The sequence below is a fragment of the Lacibacter sp. MH-610 genome (assembly GCF_045780045.1).
Lineage (GTDB): Bacteria > Bacteroidota > Bacteroidia > Chitinophagales > Chitinophagaceae > Lacibacter.
Genome location: NZ_CP116002.1, coordinates 2,985,647 through 3,011,092 on the forward strand (window position 1 = coordinate 2,985,647; position 25,446 = coordinate 3,011,092).

Here is a 25,446-nt window from a genome sequence, read left to right on the forward strand (position 1 = left end):
GTTACATTCGTAAATTCTTTAAGTTTTTTGAGTGGTTTTCCTTTTTTTTGCATTTCAAAATAACTCAACTCATGCAGTCTCTCCGTTTTAAAGCAATCGACAATTTAAGAGTTCAGCCTGATGCACAAGCCGGCGACTCTACCAAAATCACAGCCATTTTTGGTGAAAATGTTTTTACCCTCAAAACAGCCCGTGAATATTTAAGTGATGAGGCATACAAAAGCCTGGTGGCATCTGTAAAAGGCGGCAAACGCATTGACCGTTCTATGGCCAACCAGATTTCAAGCGGTATCCGTCAATGGGCAGAAGCAAAAGGTGTAACACATTACACACACTGGTTTCAACCGCTTACCGGAACAACTGCAGAGAAACACGACTCTTTCTTTACGTTGAAAGGTGATGGTACCGCTATTGAAGAATTTGACGGTGCTGCATTAATACAACAGGAACCTGATGCTTCTTCATTCCCAAGCGGAGGTTTGCGTGCCACTTTTGAAGCCCGTGGTTATACAGCATGGGATCCTTCTTCGCCTGCTTTTATCCTGGAAACAGGAAGCGGTAAAACACTTTGTATTCCTACCATCTTTGTTTCTTACACCGGTGAATTACTGGATTACAAAGGTCCCTTGCTTAAATCACTCGAATCATTAAATAAAAATGCCGTTGAGGTTTGTAATTATTTTGATAAGAATGTAACACGTGTTACTGCTACACTCGGCTGGGAACAGGAATATTTTGTAGTGGATGAGGCATTGTTCAATGCCCGTCCAGATTTAGTGTTGAGCGGACGTACAGTGTTTGGTCACTCTCCTGCAAAAGGCCAACAGTTGGAAGATCATTACTTTGGTTCTATTCCTGAGCGTGTATATGCTTTCATGAGAGATTTTGAAACTGAATCTTATAAACTCGGTATTCCTTTACGTACACGTCATAATGAAGTAGCGCCTGCACAGTTTGAGTGCGCTCCTATTTTTGAAGAAGTAAGTATTGCCGTTGATCATAACTCTTTGTTGATGGATGTAATGGATCGTGTAGCTCGTCGTCATAACCTGCGTGTATTGATGCATGAAAAACCATTTGCAGGTATTAACGGTAGTGGTAAGCACAACAACTGGAGTATGGCTACTGATACCGGTGTAAACTTGTTGGCTCCCGGCAAAACGCCCAAGACCAATTTAATGTTCCTCACCTTCTTTGTGAATGTGATCCGTGCAGTGGATGTGTATGCAGATCTGTTGCGTGCTTCTATTGCCAGCGCCGGTAATGATCACCGCTTGGGTGCGAATGAAGCGCCTCCTGCTATCATCTCTGTATTTGTTGGTAAATACTTAAGTGAAGTTTTAGATGCAGTTGAAAAACGTGTAACGGATAAGTTTGATGAGCAGGACGAAGCGATTCTGAAACTGGATTTACACAAGAGTATTCCTGAACTGCTCCTGGATAATACAGACCGTAACCGTACTTCACCTTTTGCCTTTACCGGAAACAAATTTGAATTCCGTGCGGTGGGTTCCAGCGCCAACTGTGCCAATGCCATGACCGTTCTCAATTCCATTATGGCAGAAACACTCAGCCGTTTCAAAAAAGAAGTGGATGCTTTGATTGAAAAAGGTGATAAGAAAGAAATTGCCATCATGCATGTATTGCAGCAATACATCAGCGAAAGCAAAAAAGTATTGTTTGAAGGTGATGGTTACAGTGAAGCATGGGCGCAGGAAGCCGAGCGTCGTGGATTGCCTAATGTAAAAACAACTCCACTTGCTCTGGATGCCATGGTGACTAAAAAAGCAAAAGAACTGTTTGAAAGCACTGGTGTTTATAATCATGCAGAACTGGAAGCACGTCATGAAATTGAACTGGAGAAGTACATTAAGAAAGTACAGATTGAAGGACGAATTATGGGCGAGCTTTGCACCAGTCATATTTTACCCGGTGCTATCAAGTATCAAAACATTTTGATCAATAACATTAAAGGGTTAAAAGATATTGGTGTTGATAAGAGTGCTTATGCCAATCAATTGCAGATACTGGAGAAAATTTCATTGCACATCAATAAGGTAAGCGACCTCGTTGAGCAAATGATTGAAGCACGTAAGAAAGCCAACAATACACAAGGTACACGTGCCATGGCTATAGCTTATTGCGATGAAGTAAAAGGTAAGTACTTTGATGACATCCGTTATCATGTAGACAAGCTGGAATTATTAGTTGATGATGCCAGCTGGTACCTGCCTAAGTACAGAGAATTATTATTCTTAAGATAGTTTTTAATGTAGCAAGCAATCGTACAAACCCCCGAGTCTTCGGGGGTTTTCTATTTGCTGTTAGTTTGTAATTTCTATTTTAGTTTACTGTTCTTTAAACTATATGCAAGATTCTCAATAGGTGTCTGACGTTTTCAACGTCCTGACACCATAGGCCTCTTAAAATTTAGTGTTTGGTATCAGGACGCCGTTGAGGCGTCAGATACCTTAGTAATAAGTAAAAATTTACATATGCATGTATTAGAATTTAAAAGTCGAATCGGCAATCTTCAATAAACAAAATGCCATTCAATCAAAAATCCCGCTTCATGAGCGGGATTTTTGATTATTTCATTTTGAAACTTTCCAGAAACTTGGTTGTAAAGTTGCCCTTCCTGAAGTTTTCATCTTTCATCAGTTGCTGATGGAATGGAATGGTTGTTTTTACACCTTCAATCACATATTCACTCAACGCACGGCTCATGGTGTTGATGGCTTCTTCCCTGGTACGTGCTACAGCAATGATCTTGGCAATCATAGAATCATAGTACGGAGGAATGGTATAACCGGCGTACACATGGCTATCTACACGAATACCATGTCCGCCCGGTGTATGCAACGTAGTGATCTTTCCGGGGCTTGGACGAAAATCATTGTAAGGATCTTCTGCATTGATGCGGCATTCAATAGCATGCATGGTCGGTTCGTAATCCAAACCGCTGATCTTTTCACCCGCAGCAATTAAGATCTGTTCCTTAATCAAATCAAAATTGGTAACCTCTTCCGTTACACAATGTTCTACCTGGATACGGGTGTTCATTTCCATGAAGTAGAAATTGCGGTGCTTATCTACAAGGAATTCAATAGTACCCACACTTTCATAACCAATAGCACCTGCGGCCTTTTTTGCGGCTTCGCCCATAGCTTTACGCAGTTCAGGCGTCATAAAAGGAGAAGGTGATTCTTCCACTAATTTCTGGTGACGACGTTGAATAGAACAATCTCTTTCACTTAAATGACAAACGGTTCCGTAACTATCACCGGCTACTTGTATTTCAATATGACGTGGTTCTTCCACAAACTTTTCCATGTACACACCATCATTCTTAAACGCAGCGGCTGCTTCGGTTTTGGCCATGTTGTAGTTACGTTCCAGTTCTTCTTCTGTCCACACCACACGCATACCCTTACCACCACCACCGGCTGTTGCCTTGAGGATCACCGGGTAACCTACTTCCTTAGCAATGGATTTTGCCTGCTCTACACTTTCCAGCAAACCACCGCCGCCGGGCACTACCGGCACACCGGCTTTAATCATGGTTTCTTTGGCGGTAATCTTATCACCCATTGAACGGATCTGATCCGGCGTGGGCCCAATGAACTTAATACCATTCTGTCCGCAGATTTCAGCAAAACGTGCATTCTCTGCTAAGAATCCATAACCGGGATGAATAGCATCTGCATTGGTAATTTCAGCTGCCGCAATAATATTGGGAATATTGAGATAAGAATCTGCACCGGCTGGTTTACCGATACAAACTGCTTCATCAGCAAACTTCACATGCAAACTTTCACGATCAGCCGTTGAATACACCGCTACTGTACGAATGCCCATTTCACGACAGGTGCGGATGATACGCAATGCAATCTCACCCCTGTTGGCAATTAAAATTTTCTTAAACATGGTTGAACAATTAGTTAATGTGATGATGTGCTAATTTGCTAATTAATACATCAACGATTAAAAAATGAAAAAACTGAGTATATAACTAAATGGATGTTTTCGTTTGGCTGTTCCTAAAATCTTGTTGATCACTTTTTGAATTTCTGTTAACCGTTCTTCTAGCAGTATGGTATCAGGATAATTGTTACCGTAGCTGCAAAGCACTAACCAATACTGTGTTTCATCTGCCTCTTTTGCAGCAATTTTTATTTTGTGGATAAAATCAGCTTTGCTCTCTGCATTTTGAGCTTCCATGCAATTTGCCCCAATGGAAGTTCCTGACTTTAACAACTGAGTGCTGATTGTGTACTTCTTCATCTCCTGCAATACATCGCAATAATCAAGTATCATTTTTGCAAATTCAATGGAGAGTTTCAGTATCGGGTTATTGTCAATGAGCTCTTTCTGCATAACAGAATATTCATGATTAACAAATCTGTCTGAACCTGCATCAGCTAATTAGCACATTAGCTAATCAGCTAATTGTTTAGCTGGGATCAACAAGGAACAAAGGCTGATCGTATTCCACGGGACTATGATCATCTTCCAGCACTTTTACAATCTTTCCTTTCACCTCACTTTCAATTTCATTAAAGAGTTTCATCGCTTCTACAATACATACCACTTTACCGGGTGTTACTTCATCACCCACTTCTACAAACGCAGGTTTATCCGGTGAAGCCTTGCGGTAGAAGGTTCCGATCATGGGGCTTTTGATGGTAATGTATTTGCTGTCATCAGCTTTGGGTGCTGCCGGTGCTGCAGGAGCAGCAGGTGCAGCTGCAGGAGCTGGTAAAGAAGCCGGAGCAGCGGGTGCTGCAATTGGTGCCGGAGCATAACCTCCACTGAACACCGCCTGCTGTATGATCTCTTCTTTTTGTTTTATGGTAATTTTAAAGTCTTTCTGTTCGATACTTACTTCACTGAGATTGCTTTTGTTGACCATCTTGATCAACTCCTGAATTTGTTTCAAATCCATAAACGTAAGTTTAATTTAGTTGAGAAATTTTGAATGGCGGCTAAGGTATGAAACAAAGTGGATTTTCATCATTTTTAGCCGATTTTCATCAAATTAAGCCCAAAAACAAATAAAAAAGGGCCGATTTCAGTAAAAATCGGCCCGTTACAGTTTATTGATAATTTGCAGAAATTATTCTTTTACACGCTCCACATAATCACCTGTTTTGGTGTTGATGCGGATGAGTTCGCCCTCGTTTACAAACAAAGGAACCATTACGGTAGCCCCGGTTTCAACAGTAGCCGGCTTTAATGTACGGGTAGCTGTATCACCTCTAACTCCGGGCTCACTATAAGTTACCTTCACCACAATTTTATCAGGCAATTCAATACTCATCGGTTGGTCCGTTTCGGTATTGATGAGGGCACTCACAGCATCCCCTTCTTTCAAAAACTGAGGCGCATCAATCACCGCTTCCTGTACGGCAATCTGCTCAAAACTTTCGGTATTCATGAAATTGTAGCCGGTATCATCTTTATACAAAAACTGGAAATCATGACGCTCCACACGCACGGGGTAAATGGTTTCACCACTGTTCCAGGTAACTTCAATAGAACGGTTGTTATCAACCCCTTTTAATTTTGCCCATACTTTGGCGGCCGCACGGGCTGTTTTGTTTTCACCAAATTCAATCACTTTGTAAAGACTGCCGTCCTGCTTAATGATCATGCCACGGCTGATGTCTGAAGTATTTGCCATAAACGCTTTTTTTGAGGGGGCAAAGGTAAGGGATCGGCATGTACGAAATACGAACTGGGAGGTACGAAATTTTTAAACACCTAAAGCAGAAAATGCAGTTTGGTGTAACGGGCTCAGGTGCCGGCGAGGGAGCCATTTTGCGTCGCACACTTCAGGGTTCCGTTTTCCAATGAGGCAAGCCAACTTCAGCAACTTACCTGAACACAAGACATTCTTTATCTTCATCCCGTAAATAAAACCAATGAAATCATTCCTCTTTTGTTACACCGTTCTGCTGGCACTCAATGCAACGGCATCTGTTGATTCCATCCCCGCACATCTCAAAGGATTAAAGATTCCTGATTTTAAACTGCTGCTGGTAGACAGCAGCACCAGTTTTTACACGGAGAACCTCGACGGTAAAAAGAATACCCTCATCATGCTCTTCAGCCCGGATTGTGATCATTGCCAGCATCAAACCGAAGACATCATCCAAAATATAGCAGCGTTTAAAAACACACAGATTGTAATGACTACGGTGCTGCCCTTTAACCAAATGAAAACCTTTTACGAAACCTACCGGTTGCAACGGTTTAAAAACATAATCATGGGGCGGGATGTGTTGTATTTTTTCTCTCCTTACTACCGGGCCCAGTTTACACCCTACCTCGCCTTGTACAATAAAAAAGGAGAACTGCTTTACACCAATGATGGGCAGGTGAAAATAGAAACCCTGCTGGCTCAATTACCCAAAGATTAAGAAGAGGCATGCATCAGTTTTGCTGCTGATGAAAATCCGTTGGCAGTAACCCCTGCTCCCACTACCTTTGCGGCACAAAATTTATTCTTCAACTTATAAAATTGTTTTCCATGAAAGTTACTGTTGTAGGTGCCGGAGCCGTAGGTGCAACCTGTGCCGATAATATTGCCCGTAAAGAATTGTGTTCTGAACTGGTATTGCTGGATATTAAAGAAGGAATTGCCGAAGGTAAAGCACAGGATATGATGCAAACAGCTACCCTACTTGGTTTTGATACCAAGATTGTGGGCAGCACCAACGACTACACTAAAACTGCCAACAGTGATGTAGTGGTGATCACTTCCGGTTTACCACGCAAACCAGGTATGACCCGTGAAGAATTGATTGGTGTAAATGCAGGAATTGTAAAAGGTGTGTGCGAAAACATTTTAAAGCATTCACCTAATGCCATCATCATCGTTATCAGTAACCCGATGGATACAATGACCTACCTGGCATTGCAATCAACAGGCTTACCAAAAAACAGAATAATCGGTATGGGCGGAACGCTTGACAGCAGCCGTTTTAAATATCAACTCTCTCAACATCTCGGTTGCTCACCTTCTGATCTGAATGCAGTTGTAGTAGGTGGTCATGGTGACACTACGATGATTCCTTTGATTCGTTTAGCTACCTGGAACAGTGTACCTGTAACCAACTTCCTCAGCAAAGAGCAACAGGAAAAAATTGTAAAAGATACCATGGTGGGTGGCGCTACACTCACAGCATTAATCGGCACCAGTGCCTGGTATGCTCCCGGTGCTGCAGGAGCTGCATTAGTAGAAAGTATTCTGCGTGATGAAAAGAAACTCTTTACCTGCTGTGTAGCATTGGATGGCGAGTACGGACAAAAAGATATCTGTTTGGGTGTTCCTGTAACCATCGGTCGCAACGGTTGGGAAAAAATCGTTGATTTTGGTTTGAATGCTGATGAGCAGGCTTTGTTCAATAAGAGTGCCGATGCAGTAAGAAGTATGAACGATGTGTTGAAGACACTCTAACAATGAGCTAATTTGCTAATTAGCTGATGTGCTAATTATAAAACGGTTTCAGGATTCTGAAACCGTTTTTGCTTTTACAGACTTTTAGATTTAATAAGCCGGATGCAACGAAAACAATTTACGGATGGTCAGAATTTAAAATCATATTTATGAAACAAGTTTCACTCCTGTTTATACTGGTGGCTTTTATTTCCTGTGCTAAAACAGAAGATGCTGAGCCGGAGAATTCACTTTTTGGAAAATGGAGGGAATATGAAAACTACATAAGCCCGGGTACGGCATGGCATTGGCAACCTGCCAGCAATATTACCATTGAAATTAAAAGTAATTTAACTTATACAACCAGCAACGATAACTATTTCTGGGGAAGAAGCGGCACTATAGAAAATCTTACTGATTCATCTTTTGTATTAAAATCGCCGGCATTTAACAGAGAGCAAAAATGCAGCTACCAATTTAAAGATGGTGCTCTTGAGATATGGTACTTTGGATGTATAGAAGGTTGCGGCAGCAGATTCAAAAGAAAATTCAGTTTAAATTAAATAGAATGCGGTTGCCAAAGGCAACCGCTACTGCACTTAAATTAAGTTATTGTTTAATAAACTTACCCTGCATTTTAGAACCATCCTCCGCTACAATGATTAATGTATAAGCACCTGCAGGAATCCGATCGGCTTTTATCTGCAGTTGATTTTCACCATTCAGAAGCCTTGCAGCCATTGTTGAAATAATTCTGCCGCTCATATCTACCAGCATCACATTAGCATCAACAGTTTTCTTTACCCGAACACTTACAACCAAATCCTGAACGGTGGGGTTAGGCCACATACGGATGCCGGTTACACCATCAGCAAACACATCAAACACACCGGTAGGAAAATCATTATCCGTTAAGGTCCACCTGGAAAAAGAATTAATGCCAGTTTGTTCAACAAAATTAGCTATTGCATCCCGGCTGCTGAAACCAACGCCCGTCCAGTTTACATTATCATTGCTGCGCCATAAGCCTAATGCATTTTCGGTGCGGCCATTCAACTCTGCATCAAAATAATTAAAGCGGAGTGTTGCATTCAATCCTGTATTGGTTGTGGGTGTAATATCAAAGTAGCGATTGATGGATGGCCTTCCGGAAACAATATTTGATTGTACGGTATGGCCTCGCCGGATGATAGTAGAACCAAGATTTTGAGCTGATGTAATTACGGCACCTAAATTACCGGGGTTAGCAGCAGCAGGTGCATTGAGGTTGGTGATGATTTGCACATAGCCACCTGTAGTGCCTGTAATGCGTGCCGTTTCTGTTTCACCATTTAAAAAAGCCGTTGCATCCAGTTCAATATTGTTATTGTTGAGATTGATACTTCCGCTTGTAAAATTTATTTGTGAACCGATGTTCAATGTCCGTTGCAGCTGTACTTGTACGGCTCCGGTTTTTGCTATTTGCAGAATGTGGATTTTGGTAAACTGTGTACCACTGATGTTACTGTTAGCCGTTCCGCTGAAACGAACGGTTCCTGTTGTTTGATTGAACGTGCCATTATTCACCAGGTCCATATCCTGCAAGGTCAATACAGCATCACCGGTGAGTGTAAAACCGGCACCATTGGTAATTACTAATTGTGCAGCAGCGGTGTTTACAACCAGGAGCAACAGCAGAATGATCCAATTATGTTTCATACCGATTGATTTAATTGTAGAAGATCAGTTTCAGTTCCATAAAACTAATCTGTTTGGTTGGTGCAAACTATTACACAATCGGGGTATAAAGCAGGCACATTGAGTAATCGGCAGCGGCAAATGAGCTATCGGCTCAGCAATGATTAACGGAGTGTTTTGGCCCAGCTTTGTGCCACAGCAGCCAGATGCTGTACATCCTGTTGCTCCATACATTTAAAATGACCTTTGGGGCATTTGTCATAACCGATCTTAGAACAAGGACGGCAACGCAGGTTTGGCACTTCGTACTTCATATTTTGTACTTGTGTGTTTCCAAAATAAGGCGTCATCCCAAAGGCAGGCACGGTGTTACCCCAAATACTGATGATGGGTTTTTGAAAAGCCGCAGCAATATGCATTAAGCCGGTATCATGTGTGATGATGAGTTTTGCTTTTCGAACAAGATCAGCGCTTTCGTTGATGGAGAATTTGCCACAGGCGTTGTAGATTTTGACCTTGTCAATGGATGCTATTTGTTCACCCATGGCAGCATCTTCCGGTCCGCCCAGTAAAATAATGGGATGATGCAAAGCGGAGCAAAGTTCTTTAAGCTTATGCAGGGGCAATCGCTTGGTATTGTGTGCAGCACCAATCACCAAACCGATATAACCAAGATGATGCGAGTGCGGCAGATCCGTTTGTTTGGTTTCTTCTTCTTTCGGTACAAAATAATCAAGGCCTTTGTAATCATTCTTAACACCAAACTCTTTTACATTTTCTAAATACCTGTCTACAATATGTACATCAGGCATGCGGTTGATCCTGAAATTAGTGAGTAACCATTTTTGAAGATTGAGTTTATTAAAAGCAAATGCTTTCACCTTCAATGCTCGCTTTACTTTCAAAGTGCGGAGGTTATGATGCAGATCAATAATGTAATCAAAGTTTTCTTCTTTCAGTTCATGCAGCAGCAAATCCCAATCATTATTGAGATAATGAAATTTATCAACGTAGGGATTGGCAGCAATCACTTTATGAAAACTGAATTTGGTGAGGTAATGCACTTCTGCATCAGCCACCTGCTGTTTTAAACAGCGAACAACGGGAGTGGTGAGAACAATGTCTCCTATGGAAGAAAATCGGATGATTAAAAATTTCATACTTTAAATTTCTGTGCTATTCAGGAAGAATTGAAATTTTTCAAAAAACAATCCCGCATGGTAGCCATCTGCAAGCGCATGATTTATTTCTATTGATACAGGCATTAGCAGTTTTTCATCAAAAGTGTAATATTTACCAAACGTAATTTTTGGAATAGAGTCTTCAGAACTAAAGCGCCTGGCATGTTTTATTTGTGTAAAAGAAACCCACGGAAGAGACGAGCCATGAATAACATTCAAATCATCAGTCCTGGCATCAATATCAGCATTATCAAAATGCTGTTTCAAAACCGGCTTAGCAGCTTCAAGAAATGAAAAAAGGGAATGCTTCATTTCAAAAAAACAAAATGAAAAAGTTGTATCCGGGTGTAAAATAGTAGTGCCGGGTGAAATCACATCAAAATCATACACCTTCCCATTTTTTATCCTAAATCTGAGTTCAGGAATTTGGTTGATTGCTTTCGTGGCTGCATACAAAACAGAAAGGCCAAATGAATAATTGTTTTGCTTACACAATGTATGAAATGCTGAAACTTCAACATTTGCGGTTAGTCCAAAAAAAGGATCTTCATAATCTTTAAAGAAATGAAACAATTTACTTCTGGACCAGTTATTGACATCAAATTCTTTCATTAGCAAAATACTTAAGGTAACATCTCCTCTCCTTCCACATAATTCAAATCTTTATGAAAGGTTTCCTGTGTAAAATAAGCAGCGATTAATGTTATCGTCATTACAACAACACCGGTTACAATACCACTCTTGGTTAAGTTCCAACCCCAACTCTTTTGAAAGAGACCTAAAAACATCATATTTATTAATGGCAATGCACCTCGGACCATGTTTGGAATGGTAGTAGCTGCTGTTGCTCTTAAGTTGGTTCCGAATTGCTCTGCCCCCATGGTTACAAAAATGGCCCAGAAGCCTGTACTGAAACCCAGCCACGCACAAATGGCATACATGGCGGTATCAGAATTATTAAGGGGCGAAAAGAATAAAAACAATCCCACAATGGTAAAAGCATAAAACAGATACAAGGCTTTTTTGCGGCTCTTAAAATACTGACTCACCAAACCAATCAGAATATCGCCTGTGGCAATAGCAGCATAAGCAAACATGATGGCACGGCCACTGTCAACTTTAGTTGCTCCATAAAATGCATCCGCAAAACGATTACTTAAATTCACAAGAATACCAATCACATACCAGGTAGGCAGGCCGATAAGAATAGCCAGTATGTATTTTCTGAAACGGGTTGCGTTATTAAAAAACATCAGGATATTTCCTCGGCTCACATTGGAATCTTTTACCTGTTTAAACATTCCGCTTTCTGCTACACTTACACGAAGCAGCAGCAAACCAATTCCCAACCCGCCACCAATCTTATAACACAAACGCCAGTCCTGTGTGTATTGAAAGGTAAAGTAAGCAAACACAGCTCCGAATAAACCAATACCGGCCACCAGTGAAGTACCGATTCCTCTTTTGTTTTTGGGCAGTAATTCACTCACCAGTGTAATTCCTGCTCCCAACTCGCCTGCTAAACCTAAACCGGCCACAAAACGGGCCCATGCATATTGATCAACTGTTTGTACAAAACCGGTTGCAAAATTGGCAACAGAGTATAACAGAATAGAACCAAACAACACACTCAATCTTCCTTTTTTATCACCAATCGTGCCCCACAGAATACCACCCAGCAACAGTCCCACCATTTGCCAGTTAATGATTTTGGTACTGGCTGCAATCATAGCCGCTGTATCAGCTTTATCTATACCAATACCTACAATGCTGGGCTCCCGCACAATGGTAAACAGCAACAAATCATAGATGTCAACAAAATAACCCAGTGCAGCTACAACAACTGCTAATGAAAAAATGGAATGTTCTTTCTGAACCGTCATAAGCAAGTTTTCAATTAATGTGCTTTGGGTGCATCAGCCTTGCGCTTGCTGAAGAAAAATTTCCAGAGCACCGGCGCAGATGTTACCGCAATGATGATGATGACAATGAGTTCCAGTTTATCTTTCAGCTCAATGCCAAATTGATTCTTTACCCAAATCTGTAAAAAGTGTCCGGCAAAAATCATACTCACCACCCAGGAGATGGAACCAATGATATTAAAAAAAACAAATTTCTTACGATCCATTTCTACAATGCCGGCAACAATAGGCGCAAAGGTTCTTACAATCGGCAGAAAGCGGGCCATAACAATGGCACCCCCGCCATGCTTCTCATAAAAATCATGCGCTTCATGCAGGTATCGTTTTTTAAATAACAGGTTGTCTTTCCAGTGGTACATGGCCGGACCAACTTTCTTACCGGTCCAGTAACCTACCAGGTTTCCGAGAATACCTGCTATCGAAAGCAAGGCACACAACACAATCAACTCCAGCCACTCATTGTGCACATTACCCAATCCAATCAACTTTAAAAATTCATTGGCCAGGTTACTGCTGTAAATACCGGCTACAAATAACAAACTGTCACCCGGTAAAAAGAAACCCATAAACAACCCGGTTTCTGCAAAAATGATAAATAACAACAGCCACAAGCCTCCGTAGTTGATGTAAAACATCGGGTTTACAAGGTCTTTCCAGGTAAACTTTTTACGGATAGTGATGTTGGCTCCATCTTTAATATCAATTTTTGAAACAGCAGTAGCCGGATATTCCTTAGCACTGAAGATGGCAGAGTCAGCAGTGGGCACATCAATCAACACAGAACCATCTTTGGAAGTGCGGTACTCTTTTCCATCTACTTTAAAAAAATCAACAGGTGCTTCGTATTGATTCAATACAAAAATCTTTACCTGCTGTTGTGCAATAAGATGGGCAGAACAAAACAAAAAGGCCAGCAATACAAAAAAACGAAGCATGAATAATTTTTTATAAATGAGTGGAGGATAAATAATTGTTGATATATGAATTACATCAGGCTTCCGCAGTTCCGTCTCCCAGTTCACCTTCCCACTTGCTTACAACACTTGTAGCAAGGGCATTGCCGATTACATTGGTCATACTACGGAACATATCACAGAAATGATCAATCGGCAGGATGAGTGCCACTCCTTCCGGCGGAATATCAAACATGGCACAGGTAGCAAGAATTACCACCAACGAGGCACGTGGCACACCGGCTACTCCTTTACTGGTGAGCATGAGTACCAACAGCATGGTGAGCTGTGTACCAAGATCCAGCTGAATACCAAAAGCCTGGGCAATGGCGATGGATGCAAAGGTCATATACATCATACTTCCATCTAAGTTGAACGAATAACCCAGTGGTAAAATGAAAGAAACAATTTTATCCTTGCAGCCAAAACGCTCCAGCTCTTCCGTTAACTTGGGAAATACTGCTTCGCTGCTGGTGGTACTAAAAGCAATCACCATGGGTTGCGATATACGCTTCATCAGTTGTACCATTCTTTTGCCCAATATCAAATAACCAACGGAGAGTAAAACAACCCATAACACAGCAATACCGCCGAGGAAGGAAAAGAAATATTTTCCATAAAAAATAAAAATTTCAAATCCTTTTGTAGCAATAGTAGCAGCAATGGCACCGAACACACCCAGCGGTGCAAACTTCATTACATAACCTACCATGTGCAATATGATGTGCGAAGCAATATCCAATCCTTTAATTAAGGGCTTTGCATAATCACCCATGGAGGCTGTTGCAATTCCAAAGAAGATAGAGAACACCACAATCTGCAGAATTTCATTCGTAGCCATAGCTTCCACCAAACTCTTGGGAAACACATGCTCAATAAAATTCTGAATGCTGAAAGATTGGGTTTTACCGGCAATATCTTTTACACCTTCTGCAGTGGCTCCTGCCAGATCAAAACCAATACCCGGCTTGGTAAGATTTACCAGCAGCATACCAATCAATAAACTGATGAGCGATGCAGAAATAAACCAGAGCATGGCTTTACCTCCCACACGGCCCACAGTTTTCATATCGCCTAACTTGGCAATGCCCACCACTAATGTTGTAAACACTAAAGGAGCAATAATCATTTGTACCAAACGCAGGAAAATGGTGGTAAGCAGTTTGAGATTTTTGGCCAGTGAATCTTTGGTGGCTGCCTCTGCATTATAAAAAATGAGTGCACCCACGGCCGCACCGGCAATCATGGCAATCAGTATGTAAATCGTTAACTTATTTCCTTTACCCATACGGTTGGTTGAATGTGTCGCAATATACGGCTTTGTGGTTTTGGACGTACAGGAGAGCCCGTTAATAAATCTTTTGATGATTGTATGCAATAAATCTCTATTTTGCCCTACTTAAATTTTATAACCATAACCAAATTGTATGAGTTTATTTGCCAAAAAGCCGCTTGAACAAATTCTGGCTCAGGCCGAGCAGGGTGAATCAGGATTGAAACGCACATTAGGTGCCGCCAATCTGGTAGCCCTTGGTATCGGAGCTATTATTGGTGCGGGTTTGTTTGTGAGAACGGCTGCTGCTGCCGGTCAGGCGGCGGGTCCGGGTGTTACACTTTCATTTATTGTTGCCGCCATAGGCTGTGCCTTTGCCGGTTTATGTTATGCAGAGTTTGCAGCCATGATTCCTATTGCCGGTAGTGCATACGCTTACAGCTATACCACAATGGGCGAGCTGGTAGCATGGATTATCGGCTGGGCTTTAATTATGGAATATGCGTTAGGCGCTGCTACGGTTTCAATTGCATGGAGTGAATATTTAAACAAGCTATTAGGAGGGGCTATTCCATATGAATGGTGCCACTCGCCATTTGAAAGCTTTACTGACAGTGCAGGTGTACATCACAGCGGTATTATGAATGCACCGGCCCTTATAATTCTATTATTGCTTACGTTGTTATTGATTAAAGGAACGCAGGAAAGTGCCATTGTAAACATGATCATCGTGTTTATTAAAGTGGCAATTGTGTTATTGTTCATTGCCATTGGTTGGCAGTTTATCAATCCTGAAAATCATACGCCTTATTTAATTCCTGCAGATACTGCTCCTGTAACAGACAGTGCCGGAAAAGTAATTGCTGATTACAGCGGATGGAACAAACATGGCCTCGGCGGTGTACTGGGTGGTGCTGCCATTGTATTCTTTGCCTTTATTGGTTTTGATGCGGTGAGTACTGCAGCACAGGAAGCAAAAAATCCCAGTCGTGATATGCCGATTGGTATTTTAGGTTCCTTAGTAGTTTGTACCATTCTTTATATCTTATTCGGACATGTATTAACAGGCGTGGCTAACTGGAAAGAATTTGTAGATCCTGAAAAAGGACGTGAAGCTTCCGTTGCTTATGCTATTTCAACCTACATGACGGGTTACGGATGGCTGGCCAAAGGTGTAACCATTGCGATTCTTGCCGGTTTCTCTTCTGTAATCCTCGTGATGTTGATGGGCCAAAGCCGTATTTTCTATACCATGAGTAATGATGGATTGATACCAAAAGCTTTTGGTGAATTGCATCCCAAATTCAAAACGCCTTATAAAGCCAACTGGATTTTGTTTGTGTTTGTAGGACTGTTTGCTGCATTTGTTCCCGGCCATGTGGCAGGTGATTTAACCTCCTTCGGAACCTTGTTTGCGTTTGTATTGGTAAGTGCAGGTGTTTGGATATTGAGAGTGAAATCTCCAAACATTAAGCGTCCGTTCAAAACGCCAATTTATCCTGTAGTTTCAGCATTGGGTGTGATTATTTGTACGGCGATGATTGTGGGTCTTGATTCCCAAACATTGAAAGTGGCTTTTGCCTGGATGGCCTTAGGATTGGTTGTTTATTTCCTGTACAGCCGTCATCACAGCAAGTTGAGAAATCCTGCTGATGTTTTACCAAAAGCAAGTGATTTTGAAAAACATTAATCCTATTTCAAAATAATCAAAACCGCCCTGCTATTAATAGGGCGGTTTTTTGTTTTATGCCACTTCCCTAAATTTGCCGTCGCTTTTAATCAGAGTTTTTGAATGATGGCCGCATAGAATTCAAATGTACAAGTGTGCGACGCCACCACAGATGAGTAGAACGGTAACAGCCGATAACCAAAAACAAAAAAATTACAAACCATAAACATTTACAATGGGACGGATTTTTGAAGTAAGAAAGAGTACCATGTTTGCCCGCTGGGACCGCATGGCCAAGCAGTTCACCCGCATCGGCAAGGAAATTATCATTGCAGTAAAAGCAGGCGGCCCTGACCCTGGCACGAATGCTGCCCTGCGTCGTTGCTTTCAAAATGCACGCAGTGTGGGTATGCCTAAAGACCGTGTGGAAGCGGCTATTAAAAGGGCACAGGGCAAAGAGCTGGTGAACTATGATGAAATTCTGTATGAAGGTTATGCGCCGCATGGTGTGGCGCTGTTAGTGGAAACAGCAACAGACAATCATGTGCGTACCGTAGCCAATGTAAAAAGTCATTTTAATAAAGGCGGCGGTGCATTGGGCAACAGCGGTTCTGTAGCGTTTCAGTTTAAGAAGATGGGTGTGTTTAAACTAAAGCCCGAGGGATTGAATGCAGAAGAAATGGAGCTGGAATTGATTGATTATGGCCTGGAAGAATTAGGTGAAAGTACCGGTGAAAACGGTGAAGAAATTTTAGTAGTACGTTGTGCTTTTGCTGATTTTGGCAATATGCAGAAAGCACTGGAAGAAAAAGGCATCACTCCTATCAGTGCAGAGTTAGAATGGATTCCTACTACAACTGTTCCTGTAACGGATGAACAGGCAGAAGATATCAGTAAACTCATTGAACGTTTAGAGCAGGATGATGATGTGCAGAAGGTGTTTCATAATATGGGATGAGGCAAGTACGAGGTATGAGGTACGAAGTAAGAGGTACGAAGTAAGAGATACGAAGGGCTGAAAATTTTTCAGCCCTTTGCTTTTTATTCGCATCGCTGAATGGCCTGCATCATGGCTTTTGATTTTTCCATTACCTGCCGGCCGGGTTCATTGCGGAACTGTGTGTTGATTTGCTGAAACCTTGCCTTGGTTTGTATCTGTTGAGCCAGCGCTTCACGAAGACATCTTATTTTCTGTGCATTACTGTCGCTTGGATGTTCGGCCTGTCGCTGTTCTGCCCTGCAGATTTTTAATTCTGTATCAAAAATCATTTGTTCAATAGCATCATCCTGGCTGTACAGATCAGCCTGCGCCTGTTGGGTACGTATATCCTGCATCATATTGCCCCGTTTCACCTGCTGCATGTTTTGCTCCCGTCGCTGTAAAGCTTCCCGTTGTGCATTGAGGAGTTTATCTTTTTTTGACTGGCAACTTGCATACTTTTCCGGTTTTGTTTCTTCTCTTGCAATTCGTGCCCGTTCTCTTGTAATGGATTCCTGCATTTTATTCTGCTGCTCATCTTCAAACACTTTAAAGGGAGAAGGATCAAAACAAATATCCGCATCTCGGATGTCCATGATTTTTGAATCCATACTACCGCTCACCATTTGCATAATGATGAACAAACCCTTATCGCTGTAAGCATAACCTACTGCAAAATTGCCAAGGTATTTCTGCGGCTGAAAAACAACCGCATCCGGAAACTGTTTTCCCCAGAGATACCATTCTTCCGGTTTGCCATCTGCTTTGTACAGTTGCGCTTTTACTTTACCATCACAATAATCCCGGCGCTCGGCTTTTTTTCTCAACGCAACAGAAGGTGCTACCGCCATATTGCCGAATTGGTATTGATAGTTTACACTGTTAGAAGTTTGCACCCAATGCTCAATACCACCTTTCTTTTTAGCATTGGTATAATTGTAAATATTTCCTTTTAAGCCAAGAACACTCAAACGGAAATCTTCCTGGTCGGGTTTGATATCACAGATACCGATGCTGCCCGGTTTTAACGGAGACCATGCGATTAACCCGATTTTTGTATTGAGAAACAAACATTGCTCAGCCGGGCCACGGCTGGTTGCGGTTTTGATTTTAATGATTTTATCAAAACATATTTTTTCCCTGTTTGGCGGAATGGTTTGAGGTACGCTTCTGCCGGTGAGTACATCCGCATCAAAAATACTGTTGAGGAAAGCTGCATGAGGCTGACCGCCAAAAAGCGAATCACGGCCGGATGATTGTGCAAAACAAGTAACAGTACAACAAAAAGAAAACAGTAAAAAGAAAGCAATCTTTATATGCATATCGTTCATTTTTTATTGCCGCACATTTACTTTGTTCCGCTCACACAACTGCCACATGTTTACAAAATAATCTGCTGCTGAAAAAAATACCTGTCGCTCCCGTTTAGACATTCCGAGGTTTTTTAAATCCTGAAAATAATCAGGGTACAAACCAATATGAGCTACGCCTTCCGTATTATAATTCCAGCTTTTATTACCAAATGAGTATTGATGCATGGCACTTTCGCTGGTACTGGGAAAATATTTTACAGCGGCTCCGGGTCTTGGAGACGGCATTACTACAAATCCATTTATATCACTACCCATAGTAACGGCACGGTTGCCCATCATACCTAATGCCAGCCTGAAATTAGTTAAGTATTGTTGTGATGTACTTTCGCCGATGCCTAAACCAAAAACGCCTCCCAAATTGGTGAGCCTGGTCATTTGTTGACGGCTACGGTTGTTTTCATTAATCTCATGATCCGGATTTTCATAACGACCTTCACGCAAACCATTATGTCCTGAAATGAGCGGATATTGAAACTCTTCAGCAATATTAAATATATCATTCACAGCTTTGTCGCTCATATGATCAATATCAACAATCATTCCTAAACGCATCATTTCTCTCACTGCAAATTTGCCAATACTGGTAAGCCCGATTTTATTGACATGGCCACCGCCAACTGCATTATAAAAATCCCAGCCGGGTTCACTGAGCAGACTTTGAATGATTTTAAACTGAGGAATACATTTCACTTTTGCTTCAATGCAATTAAAGGCGTCAAATAAAGGCGGAAAATGCATTTCGCCAATAAAATCAAGTAATGGTTTGGCCACTACTGTTAAACCGGCTGTAGTACCGGGCGGCAGATTACGATCCAATAATTCAAGTTTATAATTAATCCTTGGATCACTTGCTGACTCTACTTCAATCATATAACCCGCAGGCAGCGGATCACCGTTATTGCGGGGGCGTGTGCGTGCATACTTATTACTGAAGGCAAAGAGTACACTGTAAACGGCCATGCCTCCAAAAGCATTATCCGTTAAATGAATAGGGAAGATATACCTTACGCCCATGTTATGTATGCGCTCAATTTCTGCACGCACTTTTGCTTCAGTTGCAGGATTGCCGGCATAATTAAAATTTCCAAGGTTGTCTACCTCAATACCAAGTATTACCGCCATCTTACCACTATGAATGATGCTGCGCATTTGCCCGGGTGTGTAGGCAATTTCCATAAAATCATTATGGCGGCTCACAAATGCTTTGATTTCCTGTATTTGCAGATTATAAGCTGTAACATCATCAAAAGGCCCATCGCCTGCTACCATATTTCCAAGCAGTTCATTATTTACTGCAAGTGTTACCAACACTCTGAGCCCACCTTCATAAGCACGCTTAATCCAATCTACATACATCTGCTGGTGGCTCATGGAAGAATGGTGCGGCCAATGTAAAAAATTGGGGTAACCTGCATGGGGATGATCACCGTGCATATTGGTTTCAAAAGGCACACGGTGTACATATTCACCATCAAAAGCCACGTTCAGAAGTATAGCTCTTAAATAGTTGCCACAGGTATTATCAAGGCCCCAGCCTCCATGAGCACCGTTACAGTTGCCCAATGCTTCTTCAAGAGTTCGTGCCCGTACAGGAGTAGTATTGCAATCTTTAGCAAACGGATCACCATAATCATGATGAATGGTTCCTGCCGTCATTAAAGAACCTATATCCGGTGCGCCATACATTAATTTGCCGCCCATACTTAAGTGACTCATCAAATGTGTATGCGTATCTGCAGCACCAAACAACGGAGTATAATAATCGATATAAACAGTATGTTTTTCGCCTGTAATGAAATCGTTTATTTTTATTTGAAGCACACTCAATGAATCGTTGTTACGGTATTGAGTAGGCATTTTTTCACGAAAACGAAAATCATCTACACTGATGTATCCCCATTCATTTCTTGCTGTGGAATTATCTGTTACCCGTATTACATAATAAGCTGAGGTATCTACCCTGCTGATATCCCACCACACACGGCAAAACTTATCATTATTAAATCCGGTTTTGGGATTAATACCTGTAATGGATGTATAAAGGGTATCAACTCCGGTTTCTATTCTTCCACCTGCAGTTCCCGGTAATTGTGTGTCAGGCATTGCAATGTTACCACTGATAGTGGAACGCACCTGGATGTGGAGCAACTCTACTTTCAGATTGTTATTATCTCTTCCACCTGCTATTAAAAAACTAAGCGACTTCTGAAAGGAATAAATTTTGAATGGTTCAGAAATTAATGTACCTGTTGCGCTGCTTTTTCTTTTTTTTCTGTCCGCCCATGGAATTCCATAATCTTTCGGCAACGACGTCATCCAGTAACGTTCATGAACACCTCTGGCATAATCAAGATCTTTCCAATAGTCTCCACCTACGGCTACTACCTTCATGTCATTCCATGTTAACAGGTTTTGGCTTTCCCATGAATCATTGAATGCAGTTCCGTTTCTTTTCCAGTGAGGAACTGTTGTTGAAGGTATTTCAAAATCAGGATTCTTTAAAAACTCATATTCCCGTATGGTTGCTGATGGTACAGCTATGGTATGATTACTCACTGCATACATAGAATCGCCTGAAGCAGGCTTTGAGCCTCCTTTATAAAAAACCACATCATATACATTGTTTTGGTACCGGACTTTGCAAGGATAGTTTTGACGAAACAGTTGTGTATCGGCAGGGATATTGTATTTATAATACATGGTTTTACCTTTCATGCTTAACACACCACGCTCAATAAATCGTTCGGCCGTAATAATATTTATATCATTGATGCAGTCTTTCCTTACCGGAAGTATTTTGTTTGTAAGAGCCGGGTTAACTGTTGATTGTTTTTTGCTGTCATAATATTTGCCGTCCACATCAAAACCTATAGTCCATTGATCGCTGCTGAAAAAAGCACCATACATCATTTTTATCCTGGGTGTATCGCTTGCTTTCTGCACTTTAAAAATGAGATGATTACCTTCCTGCCGCACCAGGCCGCTTTGCTTTAATGCCTGCAGCATACGTTCGGCATCAGCATTGGGTTGTTGTGCAATTGCAGCAAACTGAAAGATCATCAACAGAAAAAAAATAAAAACTTTCATTGGATATGCTTTCATATTAATAACGTATGATCACCATACCAATACCACCGCCCAATCCATTAGCATTACCTGCAGAACCTATAGTGCCGAGATAACCTGAGCCACCACCGCCACCGGGTCTTGCACCATTAGTTCCAAATACAGTACGAAGCACTGTACCTCCCGTTAAGTTAAAAACAAAGTAGGCCCCTTTACCACCACTTCCTCCTCCATTTGCAGCATTTCCGCCATTACCACCGGTAGTCATTTCATGAAATGCAGTAGAGGAAGATTGAATGATGTTAACCATTGATGCTTCTCCCGCAGCCCCATTTACTCCGGCGTAATTTAAAGTACCATTTGCACCAAATGGACCACCATTACCTGCAAAAGCAAATGGTGAGGAAAATGTTGCTCCAAAACCGCCCTGCGCTGTAAGCGTTATAGTGGAAGGTGTGTAAGTTATAATTGATGACCCTCCATTTGTACCATTAGGCCCGCCGCCTAAACCCTCAGCCCCAACTGTGTAGCCTACCGTTGACCCGGGCGTTACTGTTATAATTCCGCATACGTAACTGCCTCCACCTCCGCCTGCATACCAATTACCACCTCCACCTCCACCCCATAATTCTACATATATCTTTGTCACACCTGCGGGAACCGTCCAGCTTCCTGAACCTGCAGCGAATGTTACAAAGTTTTTATACTCATCAGGATTTCCCCAGATTAAAACGCCACTACTGTTTTTCATTAATACCTGGCCTGCGGTTCCATCTGCACCATTTACTTTGATAGTTCCGTTTACATTTATGTTTCCGTTTACATCCAAACGCTCAACAGGTGTGGGCGTACCGATTCCTACATTTTGCGCATGGGAATAAATAAAAAAGAAAACACTTAAAACGATGGCAGAAAAGCTTTTCATATGCTTAAAGTTTCCGTAAAGATGAAAAAGCTTTTAACGAAGGTCAATTACACAATCGGGTAGAAACTAATCAATTTTTACAATCTTATGTTTCAATGCCATGGCTACTGCTTCTGTGCCACAGCTTACATGGAGTTTGTGATAGATATTCTGAAGATGTTTTTTAACTGTATCAATGGAAATACTGCTTTTATCAGCAATCATTTTATACGAATTGCCTTTTACCAGTAATTCCAGTATTTCTTTTTCACGGGCAGATAGATGAAAGTCTTCTTTTACGGTATTATTAGATCTGAAAAACTGAAAAATCTTTTGCGCTACAAAGGGACTCATAGCCGCACCACCTTCCATCAAATCCTGGAGCGATTGTACAAACTTTAACGGAGGTGTATTTTTTAAAAGATAACCATCAGCACCTGCGCAGATGGAATCAAAAATGCGGTTGTCATCATCAAACACAGTATGCATCACCACTTTTACTTCCGGGTGATGCTGTTTTATTTTCTTTACACCTTCTATACCGCCGATGCCGGGCATATCAATATCCATAATCACCAGCCGGGGTTTACACACTTCCATATCAGCTTCCGCATTATCGCAATCGCCAAAGGAACCTGTAATTTCATAACCTGCAGCTTCGTTGAGTAAGAGCTCCATCGATTGGCGCAGCCGGGTATTATCTTCATATATTACCAAGGGACATAACATTTTCACTGTAAGATAGGTTGCTGTATTATTAAAATCCATTACACAATCAGGTAATAGGTATATCCAGTGTTACGGCTGTTCCTTTGCCGGGAACTGATTCAATGCGGAACAGTCCGTTCATATCCTGCGCCCGTTTCTGCATATTGTGCAAACCGTTTCCCGAACTTTTGGCAGTAGCATCAAACCCTTTGCCATTGTCTTTAATGAAGAGTTTTAAATGCTGATGATCAAGATTCACTTCCACAATTGCCTGTGATGCCTGGGAATATTTTACGAGGTTGTTGATGGCTTCTTTAAAGATGAGATAAAAGTTGCGCCGCTTTTCCATGCTCAGGCTCATGGCTTCAGCTTCTTCGCTGAAGTTGAGTTGATAGCTGATGTTTTTTCCATCCAGCATATCAGCCGCATAACGTTTCATACGCACAAATAAATTCGTTAATTCATCATACTTGGGATTGATATTCCATACAATATCACTGATGCTTTCGCTGATGCGTTGAATGTCTTCACCGGCTTTGTTTAAGTACTCGGTTGATTTCTGTTCATTACCAAGATTCCGTTTTGCAAGCTCGGTAAGAATACCGATGTTACTGAGTGAAGCGCCAATATCATCATGCAGGTTTTCGCTGATATTGTTGCGCATGGCGAGTAATGATTGCTGCTGCTCAATTTTTTTCTTGAGTTGAAAGCGGTTAAAAAACAAATATCCTAACAACAGTAATAAACCAAAACCACCAATCATAATATTGCGGATGTTCCGCTGGTTATCCAGTTGTTTTGATTGCAGTTGTTTTTCTTTTTCTGCCAATTGCAAACGCTGGTCATTGTTTTTTGCTATCAACTGCTGACGTTCCAGTTCATCACCTTGCCGTTTTAACTGTTCATTTTGCAACTCCTGTGTTTTCGACAACAGGTCAATTTCGTTTTGTTTTTGCAGGGCTTCGAGTTGATTTCCTGCAATAATGGCTTTTTGTTTTTCAATTTCCAGTTGCTTGATGCGTTGCAATGTATTGAGCCGGTTAATTTCAAAATCTTTTTTCTCTGTTTCAAACTGTGTTTGCAGCGTTGCTATTTTCGTACTGGTTTCAACGTTATTCAAACTATCACGATAGAGAATGTGTTTGCGGTAATAATCATAAGCGAGGGAAGCATCTTTCCGAACCCGGTAAAACTCTGAAAGATATAAGTACACATTTCGAAGCACTACTTTATTGTTCAAAGTTTTTGCAAGGTTTTCTGATTGTTTGAAATACGCAACCGCACCTGCTGAGTCTTTAAGAATATTACTGTAAAAAGCAGCAGCTATATAACGATTGGCCTGCACATTACGATCCACTGATTCATATATGGCAATCGCTTTCTTTTCATAATTTAATGCCTCATCATATTTCTTTTGACGGTTCATGAGTAATGACATACTCACATAGGAATGCGCCATTCGTGAAGGTAAACCACTGAGTTCTGCATATTTCAAACCCAATTCCTGGTAATAAACTGCCTGTTGCACAGAATCGATCCGTAAATATGTTTGTGAGAGATTATTACAGGAAACAGCAAGACCGGGATAATCATTCAACTTTTCCCTGATAGCCAGAGAAAGCTTTCCATAACGGATGGCTTCTGTAAACTGTTCCAGTTCGTAATAGGAATCGTTCAGGTTACTGTAAGTCTGGGCTAATCCGAACTCATTGTTGTTTTTCTGATGAAGACGAACTGCCTTTAAATACCAATCTACCTGTTTTTCAATAGCGCCTGTGAATCCGTACAAGCTTCCGAGATCGTTGTACACAAATGCGGTATAATCATTCTGTACTTTTTCAAAATGAATATTTAAAGAACGTAAAAAAAACTGTTCTGCTTCTGTATATTTTTTTTGCTCAAAGAAATATTGACCTAATTGATAAGTTGCCAGTGCAATGAGCGGAGTATCTTTCAATACAATTCCGGTTCTTAATGCTGCAGAATCATAATAGCCCAGTACAGCATGTTCTGATTTTCGGTAATGCACTTCTGCAATCTTTAAATGAGCATAGGCTTCACCTCTTAAAAATTTCAACCGACTGCTTTCAATAAGTGCCTTGTTAGCTAAACTCATAGCTGAATCAAACCTCGAATCATCAATCCACTCATCAGCTTTTGACAAATACTCCCACACCCTGGTGGAATCAGTTCTGGTATACCGTTGCTGTGCAACGGCTTTACCGGTCCAAAACAGAAGCAGGGTTAAATACAGTATTTTTGCAAAAGGCAAAACAGAGTGCATAAGAAAATTTACAACT

General features: G+C 41.4%; 21 protein-coding genes. 6 read left to right on the forward strand and 15 right to left on the reverse strand.

Features of this window, described 5'->3' with window-relative positions; genetic code table 11:
* Window positions 1-71: 71 nt before the first annotated feature.
* Window positions 72-2,264 carry a glutamine synthetase III gene (locus PDL71_RS13770; protein ID WP_407522032.1) on the forward strand — a complete coding sequence of 731 codons (2,193 nt, stop codon included), beginning with the start codon at window positions 72-74 and terminating at the stop codon, window positions 2,262-2,264.
* 325 nt (window positions 2,265-2,589) lie between these two features.
* Here PDL71_RS13770 and accC read toward each other — a convergent pair whose 3' ends face one another.
* The 4 genes from accC to efp all read right to left on the reverse strand — a co-directional run bounded on the left by accC (window position 2,590) and on the right by efp (window position 5,683).
* A complete protein-coding gene (gene accC / locus PDL71_RS13775) occupies window positions 2,590-3,927 on the reverse strand; it encodes an acetyl-CoA carboxylase biotin carboxylase subunit (protein WP_407522034.1) in 1,338 nt (445 codons plus the stop codon).
* A gap of 57 nt (window positions 3,928-3,984) precedes the next feature.
* Complete coding sequence (locus PDL71_RS13780) at window positions 3,985-4,377, reverse strand: four helix bundle protein (RefSeq protein WP_407522036.1); 393 nt, start codon at window positions 4,375-4,377, stop codon at window positions 3,985-3,987.
* Window positions 4,378-4,453: 76 nt separating this feature from the next.
* On the reverse strand, window positions 4,454-4,945 hold the full coding sequence (gene accB / locus PDL71_RS13785) for an acetyl-CoA carboxylase biotin carboxyl carrier protein (protein ID WP_407522038.1): 492 nt from the start codon (window positions 4,943-4,945) through the stop codon (window positions 4,454-4,456).
* A gap of 171 nt (window positions 4,946-5,116) precedes the next feature.
* Complete coding sequence (gene efp / locus PDL71_RS13790; RefSeq protein ID WP_407522040.1) at window positions 5,117-5,683, reverse strand: elongation factor P; 567 nt, start codon at window positions 5,681-5,683, stop codon at window positions 5,117-5,119.
* A gap of 241 nt (window positions 5,684-5,924) precedes the next feature.
* Between efp and PDL71_RS13795 the strand changes: the two genes are divergently transcribed.
* The 3 genes from PDL71_RS13795 to PDL71_RS13805 all read left to right on the forward strand — a co-directional run bounded on the left by PDL71_RS13795 (window position 5,925) and on the right by PDL71_RS13805 (window position 8,004).
* Window positions 5,925-6,422 (forward strand): TlpA family protein disulfide reductase, encoded by a 498-nt coding sequence (locus PDL71_RS13795; protein ID WP_407522042.1) that lies wholly within the window; start codon window positions 5,925-5,927, stop codon window positions 6,420-6,422.
* 110 nt (window positions 6,423-6,532) lie between these two features.
* Entirely contained in the window at window positions 6,533-7,462 is a 930-nt protein-coding gene (mdh, locus tag PDL71_RS13800; RefSeq protein WP_407522044.1) for a malate dehydrogenase, read from the forward strand.
* A gap of 149 nt (window positions 7,463-7,611) precedes the next feature.
* Complete coding sequence (locus tag PDL71_RS13805; protein ID WP_407522046.1) at window positions 7,612-8,004, forward strand: hypothetical protein; 393 nt, start codon at window positions 7,612-7,614, stop codon at window positions 8,002-8,004.
* Between the two features lie 46 nt (window positions 8,005-8,050).
* On the opposite strand, the gene PDL71_RS13810 is transcribed toward PDL71_RS13805, so the two are convergent.
* From PDL71_RS13810 to PDL71_RS13835, 6 genes are all read right to left on the reverse strand, one after another.
* On the reverse strand, window positions 8,051-9,139 hold the full coding sequence (locus PDL71_RS13810; RefSeq protein ID WP_407522048.1) for a T9SS type A sorting domain-containing protein: 1,089 nt from the start codon (window positions 9,137-9,139) through the stop codon (window positions 8,051-8,053).
* Window positions 9,140-9,282: 143 nt separating this feature from the next.
* A complete protein-coding gene (locus PDL71_RS13815; protein WP_407522050.1) occupies window positions 9,283-10,278 on the reverse strand; it encodes a glycosyltransferase family 9 protein in 996 nt (331 codons plus the stop codon).
* 3 nt (window positions 10,279-10,281) lie between these two features.
* Window positions 10,282-10,911 (reverse strand): CatA-like O-acetyltransferase, encoded by a 630-nt coding sequence (locus PDL71_RS13820; RefSeq protein WP_407522052.1) that lies wholly within the window; start codon window positions 10,909-10,911, stop codon window positions 10,282-10,284.
* Window positions 10,912-10,922: 11 nt separating this feature from the next.
* Window positions 10,923-12,182, reverse strand: coding sequence for an MFS transporter (locus tag PDL71_RS13825; protein ID WP_407522053.1), 1,260 nt, complete (start codon window positions 12,180-12,182; stop codon window positions 10,923-10,925).
* Window positions 12,183-12,196: 14 nt separating this feature from the next.
* Entirely contained in the window at window positions 12,197-13,156 is a 960-nt protein-coding gene (locus tag PDL71_RS13830) for a DedA family protein (RefSeq protein WP_407522055.1), read from the reverse strand.
* 55 nt (window positions 13,157-13,211) lie between these two features.
* The gene (locus PDL71_RS13835) at window positions 13,212-14,462 is read right to left on the reverse strand and encodes a dicarboxylate/amino acid:cation symporter (protein WP_407522057.1); all 1,251 of its coding nucleotides are present in this window, start codon (window positions 14,460-14,462) and stop codon (window positions 13,212-13,214) included.
* Window positions 14,463-14,601: 139 nt separating this feature from the next.
* Here PDL71_RS13835 and PDL71_RS13840 point away from each other — a divergent pair, with 139 nt between their 5' ends.
* Together PDL71_RS13840 and PDL71_RS13845 are read left to right on the forward strand one after the other, a co-directional pair.
* A complete protein-coding gene (locus tag PDL71_RS13840) occupies window positions 14,602-16,137 on the forward strand; it encodes an amino acid permease (RefSeq protein WP_407522059.1) in 1,536 nt (511 codons plus the stop codon).
* A gap of 214 nt (window positions 16,138-16,351) precedes the next feature.
* Window positions 16,352-17,074: a YebC/PmpR family DNA-binding transcriptional regulator gene (locus tag PDL71_RS13845; protein WP_407522061.1), complete on the forward strand. Its 723-nt coding sequence runs from the start codon at window positions 16,352-16,354 to the stop codon at window positions 17,072-17,074.
* Between the two features lie 83 nt (window positions 17,075-17,157).
* On the opposite strand, the gene PDL71_RS13850 is transcribed toward PDL71_RS13845, so the two are convergent.
* The 5 genes from PDL71_RS13850 to PDL71_RS13870 form a co-directional block, all read right to left on the reverse strand.
* Entirely contained in the window at window positions 17,158-18,417 is a 1,260-nt protein-coding gene (locus PDL71_RS13850; RefSeq protein ID WP_407522062.1) for a hypothetical protein, read from the reverse strand.
* Between the two features lie 12 nt (window positions 18,418-18,429).
* Complete coding sequence (locus tag PDL71_RS13855; protein WP_407522064.1) at window positions 18,430-21,555, reverse strand: membrane dipeptidase; 3,126 nt, start codon at window positions 21,553-21,555, stop codon at window positions 18,430-18,432.
* A 16-nt stretch (window positions 21,556-21,571) separates the two neighbouring features.
* Window positions 21,572-22,459, reverse strand: a complete 888-nt coding sequence (locus PDL71_RS13860; RefSeq protein ID WP_407522066.1) for a hypothetical protein — start codon at window positions 22,457-22,459, stop codon at window positions 21,572-21,574.
* Between the two features lie 66 nt (window positions 22,460-22,525).
* Window positions 22,526-23,206 (reverse strand): response regulator, encoded by a 681-nt coding sequence (locus PDL71_RS13865; RefSeq protein ID WP_407522068.1) that lies wholly within the window; start codon window positions 23,204-23,206, stop codon window positions 22,526-22,528.
* A 7-nt stretch (window positions 23,207-23,213) separates the two neighbouring features.
* Complete coding sequence (locus PDL71_RS13870) at window positions 23,214-25,430, reverse strand: tetratricopeptide repeat protein (protein WP_407522070.1); 2,217 nt, start codon at window positions 25,428-25,430, stop codon at window positions 23,214-23,216.
* Window positions 25,431-25,446 lie beyond the last annotated feature (16 nt).